Below are 16,357 nucleotides of genomic sequence, written 5' to 3' on the forward strand. Positions count from 1 at the left end.
CGCTCCTGTCGCAGAGTCTGAGTTAACGCTTCACGTTGAAAGCGGCCATGCCGGGGTAGACGGCGCTGCCGCCCAGCTGCTCCTCGATGCGCAGCAGCTGGTTGTACTTTGCCACACGCTCAGTGCGGCTGGGGGCGCCGGTCTTGATCTGGCAGGTGTTCAGAGCCACAGCCAGGTCGGCGATGGTGGTGTCCTCAGTCTCGCCGGAGCGGTGAGAGCTGATGGCGGTATAGCCGGCCTTGTGAGCCATCTTGATGGCTTCCAGAGTCTCAGATACGGAGCCGATCTGGTTCAGCTTGATGAGGATGGCGTTGCCGGCACCCAGCTGGATGCCCTTGGCCAGACGCTCGGTGTTGGTGACGAACAGGTCGTCGCCCACCAGCTGGACCTTGCCGCCCAGCTCGCGGGTCATCTCCTGCCAGCCTTCCCAGTCCTCTTCATCCAGACCGTCCTCGATGGAGATGATGGGGTACTTCTCCACCAGCTTCTTCCAGTGTGCGATGAGCTCACTGGAGGTGAACTCGGTGCCGGCCTTGGGCAGCTTGTAGAAGCCTTTGCCCTTGGGGCTCTTCCACTCGGAGGAAGCAGCGTCCATGGCCAGCATGAAGTCCTTGCCGGGAAGATAACCGGCCTTCTCGATGGCGGCCAGAATGGTCTCGATGGTCTCCTCGTCGCTGGACAGGTTGGGAGCGAAGCCGCCCTCGTCGCCCACGGAGGTGGCCAGCCCCTTTGCCTTCAGGATGGAAGCCAGAGCGTGGAAGACCTCAGCGCACCAGCGCAGGCCCTCCTTAAAGGAAGGTGCGCCCACGGGCATGATCATGAACTCCTGGGTGTCCACGGTGTTGGCGGCGTGTGCGCCGCCGTTCAGAATGTTCATCATGGGGACGGGCAGGCGGTTGCCGTTCACGCCGCCGAGGAAGCGGTAGAGGGGCATGTCCAGCGAAGTGGCAGCAGCGCGGCAGGCAGCGATGGAAACGGCCAGAATGGCGTTTGCGCCCAGCTTGGACTTGTCCTTGGTGCCGTCGGCGTCGATCATAGCCTTGTCGATGGCGTAGATGTCGGAAGCATCCATGCCGATGACAGCATCAGCGATGACGGTGTTGATGTTCTCCACAGCTTTGGTGACGCCCTTGCCCAGATAGCGGCCCTTGTCGCCGTCGCGCAGCTCCAGAGCTTCGAACTCGCCGGTGGATGCGCCGGACGGTGCGCAGCCCCGGGCCACGGTGCCGTCGGCGAGGGTGATCTCAGCCTCAACAGTGGGGTTGCCGCGGGAGTCCAAGATCTCACGGCCCTGAACGTCTACGATCTCAAGATAGTTCATGATTGGTACCTCCATATATAATAGGAATGGATGCGCTCTTCTCATTTGGATAGTATACGCTAACTAACCGATATTATCCTACCATGATTCGGCCCGAGATGCAAGAGGATGCATGGATGTTAGCGGAAGCAAACTTCAGGAGAGGAAAGTTGTGTCATCTTTTTGTTACGTGTGAATTGCTTTCATGTTCTGTTTTTCTTAGGTGAACAATTTGAAAAAGTAACCAAAAAGTGGCGTTTGATTTTGTGAAAAATAGCGAGTTTTACCCGAAACCCCTCCCAAACTATGGACGATTTGTGAATTGCAGACTTGCACCGAAGTGCTTATAATAAGACTCAGGGAAGCAGAGCTGCTTTGAGGGAAGGGAGCGCTGCTTCCTTAACAGCTTTTCGGGACACTGGCTCATGGGCCGTGCGAAAGGGCTGCAAATAACACGAACGCTTCCAAATATCAGGAGGATATAGACTTATGAAAAACATGATCTCTCGTCGTAACTTTCTGGCTGCTGCCGGTGTCGTGGCTGCTGCCGGTGTTCTGACTGCCTGCGGCGGCTCTTCCAGCACCGCAGCTTCCACTGCTGCCGCTTCCGGTTCTACCGCAGCAGCTGCCTCCGGCGACACCATCAAGGTCGGCGTTATGGGCCCCCTGAGCGGCAACGTCTCCGTTTACGGTCAGGCTGTTGTCAACGGTGCTACCCTGTACCTGAAGCAGGTCAACGCCAACGGCGGCATCAACGGCAAGCAGATCGAGATCCTCACCGAGGACGAGCAGGGCGACGCGACGCAGGCTGTCAACTGCTTCACCAAGATGGTGGACGAGGGCATGACCGCTCTGATCGGCGACGTTACCACCACCCCGACTCTGGCAGTCGTTGCTGAGAGCGCAGACTACAATATGCCCATGGTCACCGCTTCCGCTACCGCTGAGGCTGTCACCTACGATGCCGAGACCGACACCGTGAACGCAAACGTCTTCCGCGCCACCTTCACCGACCCGTTCCAGGGCATCAAGATGGCTGACTACGCATACCAGAAGCTGGGCTACACCAAGGCAGCCGTCATCTTCAAGAAGGGTGCTGACTACAACGAGGGCCTGGCAGAGAACTTCGTCAACGAGTTCGAGTCTCTGGGCGGCACCATCGTCGATCAGGAGAGCTACTCTGAGGGCGACGTGGACTTCAAGACTCAGCTGACCACCATCCTCGGCAAGGACCCCGAGACCGTCTTCTGCCCCAACTACTACGAGGAAGTGGGCCAGATCCTGTCTCAGGCTGAGAGCGTCGGCCTGACCGTTCCGTTCCTGGGCGGCGACGGCTGGGATGGTCTGGAAGGCTACGCCACCAACGATCAGCTGAAGGACACTTACTTCTGCGCGAACTACGCAAAGGGCTCCAACTCCGAGTTTGAGGATGCCTACAAGGCAGAGTACGGTGAGGAGTACCCCAACGGCTTCTCTCCTCTGGGCTACGATGCAGCAAAGACCATCGTCTACGGCCTGCAGGCTGCTGAGGATGCCGGTCTCGAGGCTGGCACCGACGATTACAAGCAGGCTGTCATCGATGCCATTGCCTCCGGCACCATCGACGGCATCACCGGCACCTTCACCTTCGACGAGCATCACGACCCCGTCAAGCAGACTGCTATCCTGACCTATGTGGACGGCAAGCCGGTGCTGAAGGAAATGTTCTGATCCCAGCTTTCTTCCATCGACCGGTGATGGAAGCGCCGCTGAGATCCGAATGATCGTAAATTGACCCGACTGCGGAGAACGCCGGAACAGTATTGCCCCGGTGCTCTCCGCCTTTTTGGTAAAAAAGTGTATCCCCACATAAGGCGTGCAACAGCGCCGGAAAGAAAGGAAGTATCCATCCATGACAGTGTTTTTCAGCCAGCTGATCAATGGCCTGTCCCTTGGCAGCATCTATGCACTGATCGCACTGGGCTACAGCATGGTGTACGGCATCATCCTGCTGCTGAACTTTGCCCACGGCGACGTCATCATGGTGGGCGCGTACATGTCCTGGTTCGTCATGAACCAGCTGGGCCTCGGCCCGGTCACGGCGGTCTGTGCCACCATCCTCACCTGTACGCTGCTGGGCGTGGTCATCGAAAAGATCGCCTACACCCCGCTGCGCAGCGCACCCCGTATCTCTCTGCTCATCACGGCCATCGGCGTGTCGTTCTTCCTCGAGTACACGGCTGAGCTGGTCATGGGCTCGGGCGCAAAGGTCATCCCGTCTTACTACGACAACAAGACCTTCTATCTGGGCAAGGTGCCTCTGGGCCTGACCTCTGTCATCACGCTGGTGGTCACCGTGCTGTCCATGCTGGTGCTGACCTTCCTCGTCCAGAAGACCAAGCTTGGCAAGGCCATGCGCGCCGTCTCTGAGGATATGGACGCTGCCCGCCTGATGGGCATCAATGTCAACAGCACCATCTCCTTTACCTTCGCGGTCGGCTCTGCACTGGCCGGCATCGGCTCGGTGCTGTACTGCTGCTCCTACCCGCAGGCAACCCCCACCATGGGCTCCATGCTGGGCCTGAAAGCCTTCGTCGCCGCCGTTCTGGGCGGCATCGGCTCCATCCCGGGCGCAATGGTCGGCGGCATCGTCATCGGCCTGTGCGAGTGCTTCGTCTCCGCCATCGGCCTGTCTGCCTGGAAGGACGCCGTCACGTTCGCCATCCTCATCATCGTGCTGCTGTTCAAGCCCACGGGCTTCCTTGGCCGCAAGGTGCAGGAAAAGGTGTAAGGAGGGCATGAAGATGAACAAGAATCGCAAAACGCTCAAAATGCCCGTGCGCTACCTCATGAACGCCGTGCTGGTGGTGCTGCTGTTCCTGGCCCTTTCCTACATGACCGGCAACATGCTCTCCACTTACCAGAACAAGGTGCTCATGACCGTGGGCATCAACATCATCCTGGCCGTGTCCCTGAACGTGGCCACCGGCTATCTGGGCCAGCTGCCGCTGGGCCACGCCGGTTTCATGGCCGTGGGTGCTTACACCTGCGCCCTCTTCACCAAGTACAGCCCTCTGCCCGATGGCGTTTCCTTTGCCATCGGCCTTGCACTGGGCGCTGTGATGGCCGGCCTGTTTGGCGTCCTCATCGGCGTCCCGGCCCTCCGTCTGACCGGTGACTATCTGGCCATCCTGACCCTGGGCTTCGGCGAGATCATCCGCATCACCCTGAACAACATCGACGATGTGCTGGGCTACAGCCTGTTCTACGGCTCCAAGGGCCTCAAGAACATCCCCAAGTACTCCAACTTCGCCAATGTCTTCCTCTGTGTGGTCATCACCTGCTTCCTCATCCATGCCATGATGAAGAGCCGCCATGGCCGCGCCGTCCTCGCCATCCGTGACAACGAGATCGCTGCCGAGAGCTGCGGCATCCAGACTACGTATTATAAGGTCATGGCCTTCGCTTTCTCCGCTGCCTTTGCCGGTCTGGCCGGTGGTCTGTACGCCTGCTACATCGGCGTTCTGAACCCCTCCACCTTCGGCTTCATGAAGTCCATCGAGATCCTGGTCATGGTGGTTCTGGGCGGCATGGGCTCCATGCTGGGCTCCATCCTCTCCGCTACCGTCCTGACCATCCTGCCCGAGGCCACCCGTAGCTTCGACAGCTACCGCATGGTCATCTACTCGCTGGTGCTCGTCCTGATGATGATCTTCCGTCCGGGCGGACTGCTGGGCAGCTACGATTTCTCCATGAGCCGCATCGTGGAAAAGGTCATGAACGGCGAGCTGTTCCACAAGAAGAATGCTGACAAGGAGGGCGCAGACCATGAGTGAGTTCCAGACGAAGTTAAACAGCGTCCCTTCCGGCGGCTTCCTGACCGACCGCGACAAGGATAAAAAGCCCATCCTCGACGTCCGTGAACTGGGCATCGACTTCGGCGGCCTGACCGCCGTGGACGGCTTCAACCTGATGATCGGCCGCAACGAGATCACCGGCCTCATCGGCCCCAACGGCGCCGGTAAGACCACCGTCTTCAACCTGCTGACCAACGTCTACCAGCCCACCCGCGGCTCCATCCTCATCGATGGGATGCCCACCGCCGGCAAAAAGACCTATCAGGTCAACCGGATGGGCGTGGCTCGTACGTTCCAGAATATCCGCCTGTTCAAGGACCTGTCCGTCATCGACAACATCAAGGTGGGCCTCCACGAGTCCATGAAGTACAATCTGGGCTCCTCTCTCATCCGCCTGCCCAACTACTGGAAGGAAGAGAAGCGCTGCACCGAACGTGCCTTCGAGCTGCTGGACATCTTCCACATGGCCGACCTCGCCGATGCACAGGCCGGCAGTCTGCCCTACGGCGCGCAGCGCCGTCTGGAGATCATGCGCGCGCTGGCTACCAGCCCGAAGCTGCTGCTTCTGGACGAGCCGGCCGCCGGCATGAACCCCTCCGAGACCGCAGAGCTGACGGAGACCATCCGCCGCATCCGCGACGAGTTCAACATTGCCGTCCTGCTCATCGAGCACGATATGAGCCTTGTCATGGGCATCTGCGAGGGCATCGCCGTGCTGAACTTTGGCCGCATCATCGCCAAGGGTACGCCGGACGAGATCCGCAACAATCCCCAGGTCATCGAAGCCTACCTGGGCAAGAAGGAGGGCTGAACGATGGCACAGACTTTGCTGAAAGTTGATAATATCAACGTCTTTTATGGCAACATCCACGCAGTCAAGGATGTCTCCTTCGAGGTGAACGAGGGCGAGATCGTCACCCTCATCGGTGCCAACGGTGCCGGTAAGTCCACCACCCTGAAGACCATCTCCGGCCTGCTCCACCCGAAGACCGGCGACGTCCTCTACAAGGGCAAGAGCATCAAGGGCGTCCGCGCTCATAAAATCGTCGAGGCCGGTCTGGCACAGGTGCCGGAAGGCCGTCATGTCTTCCTGCACATGACCGTGGAGGAGAATCTGGACATGGGCGCTTATACCCAGCCTGCTTCCACCATCGCTCCCAACAAGGAGAAGGTCTTTGAGCTCTTCCCCCGCCTGAAGGAGCGCCGCAAGCAGCTGGCCGGCACCATGTCCGGCGGCGAGCAGCAGATGCTGGCCATGGGCCGTGCTCTGATGAGCAACGCCTCCATGCTGATGCTGGACGAGCCCTCCATGGGTCTGTCGCCCCTGCTGGTGCAGGAGATCTTCGACATCATCCAGAACATCCACAAAGAGGGCATGACCATCCTGCTGGTCGAGCAGAACGCACAGATGGCCCTTTCCGTGGCAGACCGCGCCTACGTCCTCGAGACGGGCCGCGTGGTCATGGATGGCACCGGTGCTGAGCTGCTGACCAACGAGCGTGTCCGCAGTGCATATCTGGGCGGTTAAATTACAAAAAGTAAAAGAGGCGTGACCGCAAGGTCACGCCTCTTTGTTTTATATGAGCTGATTTTGTCAGCCTGTATATTTGCTGACTTCCAGCAGCTCCTCGGCCCGCTTGACCTGTTCCGCCGTGGGCGGGACAGCATCGGGCAGGGGATAAGGGATGCCGAGCTTCTGCCACTTGAAGAGGCCCAGCGTGTGGTAGGGCAGTACCTCTACCCGCTGCACCGTCTTGAGGGACGAGATGAACTCTGCGGTCTTCCGCAGGCCGTCTTCGTCGTCCGTCAGGCCGGGGACGAGGACATGGCGTATCCAGAGCGGTACGCCGAGGTCGGAGATGTGGCGCGCCATCGCAAGGATGTTCGCGTTGTCCCTGCCGGTGAGCCTGCGGTGCTTCTCCGGGTCGATCTCCTTCAAATCGAGGATGACGAGACTGGTGGACTTCATCAGCCGGTCAAAATCGGCCAGATAAGCCGCATCGTCGGGGCGGAAGGGCTGACCGGCGGTGTCCAGAGCCGTATGCACGCCCTTGGAGTGCGCCAGCTCGAAGAACGCCGTCAGGAACTCCATCTGACGCAGCGGCTCACCGCCGCTGACCGTGATGCCGCCCTTTTTGCCCCAGTAGTTGCGGTAGCGCCACACCCGCTGGAAGAGCTTGTCCACCGTCCATTCCTCGCCGCCCTCAGCCCATGTCTCCGGGTTGTGGCAGTATTTGCACCGCAGGGCGCACCCCTGCAAAAAGACGACGAAGCGGACGCCGGGGCCGTCCACAGAGCCGAAAGTCTCCAGCGAGTGGACGTATCCGATGGGGTTACAGAGCTGCATGGCAGGTACGGGAGATGACGTCCATCTGCTGCTCGCGGGTCAGGTCGATGAACTTGACGGCGTAGCCGGAGACACGGATGGTGAAGTTTGCGTACTCCTCCTTCTCGGGGTGCTCCATAGCGTCGATGAGCTTCTCCTTGCCGAAGACATTGACGTTCAGGTGGTGTGCGCCCTGGTCGAAGTAGCCGTCCATGACCTGCACCAGATTCTCAATGCGCTCGCCCTCGCTGTGGCCCAGAGCATCGGGGTTGATGGTCTGGGTGTTGGAGATGCCGTCCAGAGCCCAGTGGTAGGGCAGCTTGGCCACGGAGTTCAGAGAGGCCAGCAGGCCGTTCTGCTCTGCGCCGTAGCTGGGGTTGGCACCGGGTGCGAACGGGGTGAAGGCGGCACGGCCATCGGGCAGAGCGCCGGTGTACTTGCCGTAGACCACGTTGGAGGTGATGGTCAGGATGGAGGTGGTAGCCTCGGAGTTGCGGTAGGTGTGGCGCTTCTTGATCATCTCAAGGAAGGTGCGCAGCAGCCAGACACCGATCTCGTCGGCGCGGTCGTCGTCGTTGCCGTACTTCGGGAAGTCGCCCTCGACCTCGAAGCCGGTGGCAAGACCCATCTCGTCGCGCACGACCTTGACCTTGGCGTACTTGATGGCGCTCAGGGAGTCGATGACGTGGGAGAAGCCGGCGATACCGGTGGCGAAGGTGCGGCGGACATCGGTGTCGATGAGGGCCATCTCAGCCTCTTCGTAGTAGTACTTGTCATGCATATACTGGATGAGGTTCAGCACGTTGACGTACAGGCCGGCCAGCCAGTCCAGCATCTGGACGTACTTGGGCAGCACTTCGTCGTAGTTCAGGTACTCGCCGGTGATGGGGGCGTAGTTGGGGCCGCACTGCTCGTGGCTCTTCTCATCCACACCGCCGTTGATGGCGTAGAGCAGGCACTTTGCCAGGTTGGCACGTGCGCCGAAGAACTGCATCTCCTTGCCGGTCTGGGTAGCAGACACGCAGCAGCAGATGGAGTAATCGTCGCCCCAGACGGGCTTCATGACGTCGTCGTTCTCGTACTGGACGGAGCTGGTGTTGATGGACACCTTGGCGGCGTACTTCTTGAAGTTCTCAGGCAGAGCGGAGGAGTACAGAACGGTCAGGTTCGGCTCCGGTGCAGGGCCCATGTTCTCGAGGGTGTGCAGGAAGCGGTAGCAGTTCTTGGTGACCATGCTGCGGCCGTCCATGCCGATGCCGCCCACTTCCAGCGTTGCCCAGACGGGGTCGCCGGAGAACAGCTGGTTGTAGCTGGGGATGCGGGCGAACTTGACCATGCGGAACTTCATGACCATGTGGTCGATGAGCTCCTGAGCCTCGCTCTCGGTCAGGATGCCCTTGTCCAGATCGCGCTGGATATAAATATCGAGGAAGGTGGAGATGCGGCCCACGCTCATAGCGGCGCCGTTCTGGGTCTTGATGGCGGCCAGATAGCCGAAGTACAGCCACTGGCAGGCTTCCTTGGCGGTCTTGGCGGGCTGAGAGATGTCGCAGCCGTAAGCCTCGGCCATCTTCTTCATGCCCTTCAGGGCGCTGATCTGGCGTGCGATCTCCTCGCGCAGGCGGATGACGTCATCGGTCATGGTGCCGTCGCCGCAGTTGGCGAAGTCTTCCTGCTTGAACTTGATGAGGGCGTCGATGCCGTACAGTGCCACACGGCGGTAGTCGCCGACGATACGGCCACGGCCATAGGTGTCGGGCAGGCCGGTGATGATGTGGGTGTGGCGGGCGGTCTTCATCTCGGGGGTATAGGCATCGAACACAGCCTGATTGTGGGTGCGGGTGTAGTCGGTGAAGATCTTGTGCAGCTCTTCAGAGGGCTGGTAGCCGTAGGTAGTGCAGGCCTGCTCCGCCATCTTGATGCCGCCGTAGGGCATGAATGCACGCTTCAGGGGCTTGTCGGTCTGCAGGCCGACGATCTGCTCAAACTCTTTCAGGCTCTCGTCGATGTAGCCGGGGCCGTATGCGGTCAGACCGCTGACGACCTCGGTCTCCATATCCAGCACGCCGCCCTTGGCACGCTCGGCCTTCTGCAGCTTCTGCAGTGCGCCCCAGAGCTTATCGGTGGCCTCGGTGGGGCCAGCCAGGAAAGACTCGTCGCCGTCATAAGGGGTGTAGTTCTTCTGGATAAAGTCGCGGACGTTGACTTCCTCTTTCCAGATGCGGCCTTCAAAGCCTTCCCACTGTTCAAAATCGATCATTGGAACCTCCTTGCTCCGTTCCTGACGCTCTAACCGATCTGCGTTGCAATAATTAGTTAGAGCAGTCTAACTGTTCCGTCTTAAAAAAGCCGCCGATTGCGGTTTCTGAAAGACAGGGTGGTACAGGGCGCAGAGGTATTTGGATGGCAACCCCTGCGCTGTTTATGAGCCGCTGCAGACAGGCAATCGAGTCCGACTGCAACGGTCTGACAATATAATAACAGTGATTCTCAGAAAAAGCAAGAGGGAACCTGTGGATTTTCTACAAGAGATGGCGGTTTTTGTTATGAAAAATGCTCATGGAGGCCGCCGGAGAAAAATTTTTTGAAAATTTAAAAAACAGGCTTGACAGTCATGACAAACTATGGTATCCTGTTGTCACGGCGAGGTTAGTTAAATCTAACCAAAGCTCCTCCGATTCACTGCAAAGGGATGCCTGCAACTCTCTTTGAGGCGATTCGGTTCCTCCATTCCATTCTCCTAATTATAGAGAAAGCGGCTTATGGTTTGCTCCGCTTTCCCTGCGCGCAGCGCGGGGCGCTCTGGTACGGCGCTCTGTGCAAAAAAGTACAAAATGCGGGACACACAGACTTGACCACCTGTGCGCCCCGCTTTTTGTTTTGCAAAGGGAGAGGTAGAACGTCGGCAGAGCTGTCTCTTGACACCCCGGGTGAGTGTACTATAATAAGGTGTGTCGGAAAAACGAGAAAAGTTGTTTTTCTTCGGAACGATAAAATGGGAGGAAATGAATGAAAAAATTAGCGAGGGCCATCGTGAAGATGCGCAGGCTCATCCTCATCGCGGCGGTCCTGCTGCTCATCCCGGCGGCAGTGGGAGCCATCGCCACGCCCATCAACTACGACATCCTTTCTTACCTGCCCCAGGAGCTGGACTCCCGCGTGGGCCAGCTGCTGCTGGAAACGGATTACCATCTGGCCTCCACCAACATGATCACCGTGGAGGGGATGCCCACCAACGAGCTGTTGGCCATGAAGGCCGAGATCGACGAGGTGCCGGACGTGCTGAACACCTTCTGGCTCAGCGACGTGCTGGACCCGGCAGTGCCGACGGAGATGCTGCCGGCGGATGTCCAGCAGTTTATGTTCGGCAAGAACGACTCCACCATCCTCATCGTCCAGTTGGGCGGCTCCAGCGTCAGCGAGGAGACGATGCAGGCCGTGGCCCAGATCAAGAAGATCCTCCGGAAGAATTGCTTCTTCGGCGGCATCAGCGTCATCCTGAGCGACACCAAAGAGCTGGTCATGGGCGAGATGCCCTGGTATGTGCTCTGCGCCGTGGGCGGCTGTCTGCTGGTGCTGTTTCTCTCGCTGGAAAGCTGGCTCACGCCGTTTTTGTTCATGCTGGGGCTGCTCTTCCCGCTGGTCTATAACTTTGGCACGAATATTTTTCTCGGTCAGGTCTGCTTTATCACCGTGTCGCTGGCGGCGGTCTTGCAGCTGGGCGTGACGATGGATTTCTCCATCTTCCTGCTCCACCGCTACGACGAGGAAAAGGAGCTCTGTGCCTCCAACGAAGAGGCCATGGAGAACGCCATCTGTAAGACCATGAGCTCCATCACGGCGTCCAGCCTGACGACCATTGCGGGCTTTCTGGCCCTCTGCGCCATGCAGCTGACGCTGGGCGCAGACCTCGGCATCGTCATGGCAAAGGGCGTGGCGCTGGGCGTCATTTGCACCATCGTCATCCTGCCCTCGCTCATTCTCTTCTTCGATAAGTGGGTGGAAAAATACCGCCACCGCACCTTTATGCCCAAGCTCACCCACCTGAGCCATTTTGTCTCCAAACACCCGATGCCCGTCGTGGTGGTGTTCATCCTGCTGATGATCCCCTTCGGGCTGGCCCAGAGCAAGACCGATATTTACTACAACATTTTTGCCGCTCTTCCGCAGGATATGCCCGGCATCGTGGGTACGAACAAGCTGGGCGAAGACTTCGGCATGATGACCAACCACTTCATCCTCGTGCGGGAGGAGCTGACCGCCTCCCAGGTGTCCGCCCTCTGCGATGAGATAAAGGAGGTGGACGGCATCACTCAGGTGGTGAGCCTCGATTCCATCACCGGCCCGGGCTTTGAGACGGAACTTCTGCCCGACGAGCTGATGAACATCGTCCAGAACGGCGGTTACAAACTCATCCTCCCCCATGGCCGTTATAAATCGGGCAGCGACGCGCTGAACGCGCAGGTGGACGAGCTGGTCCGCCTCGTCAAAGAGGCAGACCCCGAGGGCCTCGTCACCGGCGAGGGTGCCATGATGAAAGACCTCGTGGAGATCGCCGACGAAGACTTCAAAAATGTCAACATCTGGTCCATCGCGGCGGTGCTGGTCATCATCGCGCTGTCCTTCCGCAGCCTGTCGGTGCCGATTCTGCTGGTGGCCAGCATCGAAGCAGCCATCGCCATCAACATGGGCATCCCGTACTTTATCGACGACTCGCTGCCCTTCATCGCCAGCATCGTCATCGGCACCATCCAGCTGGGCGCGACGGTGGACTACTCCATCCTCATGACCACCCGCTACCGCGAAGAGCGGCTGGCCCTCCGCTCGCCCAAGGCGGCGGCACAGCAGGCCCTCGAGCACTGCAGCCAGAGCATCCTGACAAGCGGCCTGACCTTCTTCGCGGCCACCTTCGGCGTCGCGGCCATCAGCAAGGTGGAGCTGCTGGAAAGCATCTGTATGCTCATCTCCCGGGGTGCGCTCATCAGTATGGTGGTCATCCTGCTGGTGCTGCCCGCCGGCCTGATGCTGCTGGACGGCCTCATCTGCCGCACCACCTACCACTGGCTCAACGCCCCCAACGCTGCAAAGGAGTGAATGCTATGAGAAAAACTCAGAATTTTCTGCGCCGCGCTGGCTCTGCGGCGCTTGCCCTGACCCTGACGGTCAGCCTCTGTCAGCCCGCCTTTGCGGCGACCAAGGCCCCCTTCTCAAAAGATGAGACGGTGTATGCCGTCATGGCAGCGGACGGCTCTGTCACCAAGACCACCGTCAGCGAACATCTTTACAATGCCGACGGCCTCGCCGGTGTGGAGGACAAGTCCACCCTGAAAAATATCGTGAACACCGAGAGCTTTGCCGAGTACACCCGGAACGGTGATACCCTCGTCTGGAACACCGACGACACCGATGTTTACTATAAGGGCGACACGGACCGTCAGCTGCCCATCTCTGCCAAAGTGACCTACACGCTGGACGGCAGGACCGCCCCGCTCAGCGAGCTTCTGGGCCGGAGCGGCCACCTCGTGCTCACCATCGACCTGACCAACCATGAGACCGGCAAAGTGACCGTGAACGGCAAAGAGCGCACCATCGTCACCCCGCTGGTCACGGCGGTGGGCGTCGTGCTGGGCGATGACGCCAGCAACGTCAACGCCGTGAACGGCCTGCTGGAAAGTGCGGCCAAGAGCAGCGTGGCGGCCTTCGTCACCCTGCCGGGCGTGAAGGATTCCCTCGAGGGCCTGCTTCCCGAGCAGGTGAACGGCGTGGCTGAGTACTTACAGGACAGCGTGACCGTGGAGGCCGACGTGGAGTCGCTGACGGCACCTCAGATCCTGCTGGCCTGCGCGGCGAGCGCCGAGGCACTGGGGCAGGGGGATGAAGTCTTCGACCTCGACAGCCTCAACGATTTGACCAACGGCATCGCGGCGCTGAATGATGCCATGAACCAGCTGCTGGACGGTGCATCGCAGCTGAAAGCGGGTGCGGCACAGCTTGCCGCCGGTTCGCTGGCTCTGCTGGATGGGGCCAACCAGCTGGACAGCGGCCTCGGACAGCTGACGGAAGGGCTGGACACCCTGACGTCCAACAACGCCGCCCTGACTTCCGGCGCACAGCAGGTGGCCGACGGCGTGCTGGACTCCGCCAGCCAGACCCTCATGGAGAACGGCCTCATCGACACCCCCATGACGTGGGATACCTATGAAGCCGTTATTGACGACATCCTCTCGCTGGGAGACAAGACGCTGGCGGCAGGCCGCAGAAAGATGGTGCGCACCATCTGGGAGCAGGCTCCGCAGTTCAAGGCCAGCCAGCTGGACATCGCGCTCTACCTCGCGGCCACCAGGACCGACCACGACCTTGAGGCCGCCCTGCGCCTGATGCAGAGCTTCTCGCCCGATTTCATCATGGGCTGGCTGAAAAAGCTCACCGACAGCGACGCCCAGCAGAAGATCCACGACGAGCTGGTCTATCAGACCGCCAACAGCGAGGATATGGCCAGCGTCCGCGCCCTGAAAGAAAATCTGGGCCAGATACAGTTCTTCGTGTCCAGCGTCGGCCAGTACGCCGACGGCGTGGCTGCGGCCGCTGACGGCGCACACGCCGCCAAGGCCGGAAGCGCTCAGCTGGCCGGCGGCGCATCCGCCCTGTATGACGGTGTGCTCCAGCTCCGGAACGGCACCGACCAGCTCAACGGCGGCCTCGTGCAGTTCAACGACGAGGGCATCTCTCAGCTCACCGGTGCGCTGGACGCCGACCAGCTCCACGCCCTGCAGACCGTGGTGGAAGAGATGACCAGCCGCCTCGCCGACTACACCAGCTTTGCCGGTGTACCCGAGGGTGCGTCCAGCCGGGTGAAGTTCCTCTACAAGACCGCCGAGACGCCCGCCGAAACGGCTCCGGTGGAGACGACGGCAGATAACGCCTCGGAGGGGAACTTCTTCCTCCGCCTGTGGCACCGCCTGCTGGCCCTGTTCGGGCTCTGAACCGACAAAATCGTACCTCCCGCCCCCGGCCTCGGAGCCCAGAACGCTCCCGGCCGGGGGCTTTGTTTGTGCAGCATACTCAAAACAGCGGTCGATTATTTGTGGCAATTTACAAAAATTAAACGTCCCCTTGACAAATATATAGGGGGGGGGGGGGTAGAATGAAACAAAATAAACCCTGCTGCCTGTCAAGGCAGGGAAAACACCGTTTACTTTATGGAGGAACCAAACAAATGAAGATGCTGAAAAAACTGCTGGCCGTTGTGCTGACCGGTGCAATGGCCCTGACCCTTCTCACCGCCTGCGGCAGCAACGCTGTGACCGAGAAGGACATTGCGGATGCCATGAACGACATGGCTAAGGCTAAGGGTACGAACGTTACCTTTACGCCCCGGGCTGCAGAGCGGGAGCTGGCCCAAAAACTCGCTGCGTTGTCCGAGAAGGATTGGAACATAACGGGGGGTAAATTGTCTGAGAAAGTCATAGAGATTCTTGGGCTCAATGAGGCAAATGAAGAAAGCTGCTTTGTCTGGTATGGAGCAGTTTTTGCCGATGAGATCGGAGTAACCGGACAGGCTTATAATGTGATGAATAATATCCTGAGCAAAGACGCTGTGAATGCAGATAAGCTGGAGGGCGAACCCGCAGACATCCGCTACATAGGCACTGCACTTGATACTCTGACCATTTACGGAAAGCAGACAACGGTGCGCATCATCGTAGTCACTGCACCGGTTGAGAAGAAATAATAAGCGCCGCAGCGCCCCGGAAAGCATGATTTTTTTCCATAAAAAATGACAGCAGGCCCTGGAGCATATCGCTCCGGGGCCTTGCTGTTTTTCAGGTTTGGGTCATGGGTGGGGGCAGCTTCTTCGTCCGACTGTGGCACCGCCTGCTGGCCCTGTTCGGGCTTTGAACCGACAAAATCGTACCTCCTGCCCCCGGCCCGGAGCCAAGAATGCTCCCGGCCGGGGGCCTTGTTTGTGCAGCATTCTTAAATTTTGGGCCGTTGATTTGTGGCAGTTTACAAAAATTGAACGTCCCCTTGACAAATATATAGGGGGGGGGGTAAAATAAAATCAAACCAGCCCTTAGCCATAGCAGGGCATGGCGAACAAAGGCTTATTATATGGAGGAACCAGACAAATGAAAATGCTGAAAAAACTGCTGGCCGTTGTGCTGACCGGTGCAATGGCCCTGACCCTTCTCACCGCCTGCGGCGGCAACGCTGTGAATGACAAGAACATTGCGGATGCTCTGAATGACATCGTCAAGAGTTCAGTTGCAGCCGGACTGACCAAGGATTACACCTTTAAGCCCCGGACGGATGAACAAGCGATGGCAAAAGCTATCGCTGCGTTGTCCGAGGCGGAGTGGAACACAAAGGGGGATGGGGGCAATAAATTTTCTGGGCCAGTCATGAAGATTCTTGGGCTCAATGAGGGCGGCAAAAATGAAACAAGCCGCTTTGTTTGGTGCGGAGCAGTTATTGCCGATGAGATCGGAACAACCGGACAGGCTCATAATGTGATGAATAATATCCTGAGCCAAAAAGCTGCGAATGCAGATAAGCTGACAGGCAAAGAACCCGGAAACATCCGCTACATAGGCACTGCACTTGGTACTCTGACCATTCACGGAAAGCAGACAACGGTGCGCTTCATCGTAGTCACTGCAGATGCTGTGAACCCGCAGCACCCCGGAAAAGCATGATTTTTTTCCATAAAAAATGACAGCAGGCCCCGGAGCATATCGCTCCGGGGCCTTGCTGCTTTTTGGGTTTGGGTCATGGGCGGGGGCAGCTTCTTTGTCCGCCTGCTGGGCCTCCACGATGCCCTTGCTGGACAGCAGCTTGACGGCTTCCCGGATGGTGCTGCTTTTATCGCAATTTTCAAAAATAGTGCCTATCAAA

The 16,357-nt window shown here is 59.0% G+C and carries 12 protein-coding genes; 9 read left to right on the plus strand and 3 right to left on the minus strand.

Annotated elements, in window-relative coordinates; all coding sequences use genetic code 11:
• Window positions 1-22: 22 nt before the first annotated feature.
• Window positions 23-1,321, minus strand: a complete 1,299-nt coding sequence (gene eno, locus F3G95_RS02015) for a phosphopyruvate hydratase (protein WP_149793607.1) — start codon at window positions 1,319-1,321, stop codon at window positions 23-25.
• A 468-nt stretch (window positions 1,322-1,789) separates the two neighbouring features.
• Between eno and F3G95_RS02020 the strand changes: the two genes are divergently transcribed.
• The 5 genes from F3G95_RS02020 (at window position 1,790) to F3G95_RS02040 (ending at window position 6,664) form a co-directional block, all read left to right on the plus strand.
• A complete protein-coding gene (locus tag F3G95_RS02020) occupies window positions 1,790-3,010 on the plus strand; it encodes an ABC transporter substrate-binding protein (RefSeq protein ID WP_149793608.1) in 1,221 nt (406 codons plus the stop codon).
• A gap of 181 nt (window positions 3,011-3,191) precedes the next feature.
• Window positions 3,192-4,070 carry a branched-chain amino acid ABC transporter permease gene (locus F3G95_RS02025; RefSeq protein WP_149793609.1) on the plus strand — a complete coding sequence of 293 codons (879 nt, stop codon included), beginning with the start codon at window positions 3,192-3,194 and terminating at the stop codon, window positions 4,068-4,070.
• Window positions 4,071-4,083: 13 nt separating this feature from the next.
• The gene (locus F3G95_RS02030; protein WP_149793610.1) at window positions 4,084-5,115 is read left to right on the plus strand and encodes a branched-chain amino acid ABC transporter permease; all 1,032 of its coding nucleotides are present in this window, start codon (window positions 4,084-4,086) and stop codon (window positions 5,113-5,115) included.
• Window positions 5,108-5,947 carry an ABC transporter ATP-binding protein gene (locus tag F3G95_RS02035; RefSeq protein WP_149793611.1) on the plus strand — a complete coding sequence of 280 codons (840 nt, stop codon included), beginning with the start codon at window positions 5,108-5,110 and terminating at the stop codon, window positions 5,945-5,947. The genes F3G95_RS02030 and F3G95_RS02035 overlap by 8 nt, the downstream gene beginning before the upstream one ends.
• A 15-nt stretch (window positions 5,948-5,962) precedes the next feature.
• A complete protein-coding gene (locus F3G95_RS02040) occupies window positions 5,963-6,664 on the plus strand; it encodes an ABC transporter ATP-binding protein (protein WP_320443547.1) in 702 nt (233 codons plus the stop codon).
• A 66-nt stretch (window positions 6,665-6,730) separates the two neighbouring features.
• Here the strand turns inward: F3G95_RS02040 and pflA are convergent, their stop codons facing one another.
• On the minus strand, window positions 6,731-7,483 hold the full coding sequence (gene pflA, locus F3G95_RS02045; protein WP_149793612.1) for a pyruvate formate-lyase-activating protein: 753 nt from the start codon (window positions 7,481-7,483) through the stop codon (window positions 6,731-6,733).
• Entirely contained in the window at window positions 7,470-9,722 is a 2,253-nt protein-coding gene (pflB, locus tag F3G95_RS02050) for a formate C-acetyltransferase (protein ID WP_149793613.1), read from the minus strand. Before pflB ends, pflA begins: the two co-directional genes overlap by 14 nt.
• Window positions 9,723-10,471: 749 nt before the next feature.
• Here pflB and F3G95_RS02055 point away from each other — a divergent pair.
• The 4 genes from F3G95_RS02055 to F3G95_RS02070 all read left to right on the plus strand — a co-directional run bounded on the left by F3G95_RS02055 (window position 10,472) and on the right by F3G95_RS02070 (window position 16,158).
• Complete coding sequence (locus tag F3G95_RS02055; RefSeq protein ID WP_149793614.1) at window positions 10,472-12,556, plus strand: MMPL family transporter; 2,085 nt, start codon at window positions 10,472-10,474, stop codon at window positions 12,554-12,556.
• Between the two features lie 5 nt (window positions 12,557-12,561).
• The gene (locus F3G95_RS02060) at window positions 12,562-14,445 is read left to right on the plus strand and encodes a hypothetical protein (protein WP_149793615.1); all 1,884 of its coding nucleotides are present in this window, start codon (window positions 12,562-12,564) and stop codon (window positions 14,443-14,445) included.
• Window positions 14,446-14,678: 233 nt separating this feature from the next.
• Entirely contained in the window at window positions 14,679-15,194 is a 516-nt protein-coding gene (locus F3G95_RS02065) for a hypothetical protein (RefSeq protein WP_149793616.1), read from the plus strand.
• 397 nt (window positions 15,195-15,591) lie between these two features.
• On the plus strand, window positions 15,592-16,158 hold the full coding sequence (locus tag F3G95_RS02070; RefSeq protein ID WP_149793617.1) for a hypothetical protein: 567 nt from the start codon (window positions 15,592-15,594) through the stop codon (window positions 16,156-16,158).
• Window positions 16,159-16,357: the final 199 nt, after the last annotated feature.

Source organism: Faecalibacterium sp. Marseille-P9312 (assembly GCF_902497445.1).
Taxonomy (GTDB): domain Bacteria; phylum Bacillota; class Clostridia; order Oscillospirales; family Ruminococcaceae; genus Faecalibacterium; species Faecalibacterium longum.

Coding starts and splice junctions, on each gene's coding strand:
- eno (WP_149793607.1), bottom strand. CDS start 1,321: ATGAACTATCTTGAGATCGTAGACGTTCAGGGCCGTGAGATCTTGGAC.
- F3G95_RS02020 (WP_149793608.1), top strand. CDS start 1,790: ATGAAAAACATGATCTCTCGTCGTAACTTTCTGGCTGCTGCCGGTGTC.
- F3G95_RS02025 (WP_149793609.1), top strand. CDS start 3,192: ATGACAGTGTTTTTCAGCCAGCTGATCAATGGCCTGTCCCTTGGCAGC.
- F3G95_RS02030 (WP_149793610.1), top strand. CDS start 4,084: ATGAACAAGAATCGCAAAACGCTCAAAATGCCCGTGCGCTACCTCATG.
- F3G95_RS02035 (WP_149793611.1), top strand. CDS start 5,108: ATGAGTGAGTTCCAGACGAAGTTAAACAGCGTCCCTTCCGGCGGCTTC.
- pflA (WP_149793612.1), bottom strand. CDS start 7,483: ATGCAGCTCTGTAACCCCATCGGATACGTCCACTCGCTGGAGACTTTC.
- pflB (WP_149793613.1), bottom strand. CDS start 9,722: ATGATCGATTTTGAACAGTGGGAAGGCTTTGAAGGCCGCATCTGGAAA.
- F3G95_RS02055 (WP_149793614.1), top strand. CDS start 10,472: ATGAAAAAATTAGCGAGGGCCATCGTGAAGATGCGCAGGCTCATCCTC.
- F3G95_RS02060 (WP_149793615.1), top strand. CDS start 12,562: ATGAGAAAAACTCAGAATTTTCTGCGCCGCGCTGGCTCTGCGGCGCTT.
- F3G95_RS02065 (WP_149793616.1), top strand. CDS start 14,679: ATGAAGATGCTGAAAAAACTGCTGGCCGTTGTGCTGACCGGTGCAATG.
- F3G95_RS02070 (WP_149793617.1), top strand. CDS start 15,592: ATGAAAATGCTGAAAAAACTGCTGGCCGTTGTGCTGACCGGTGCAATG.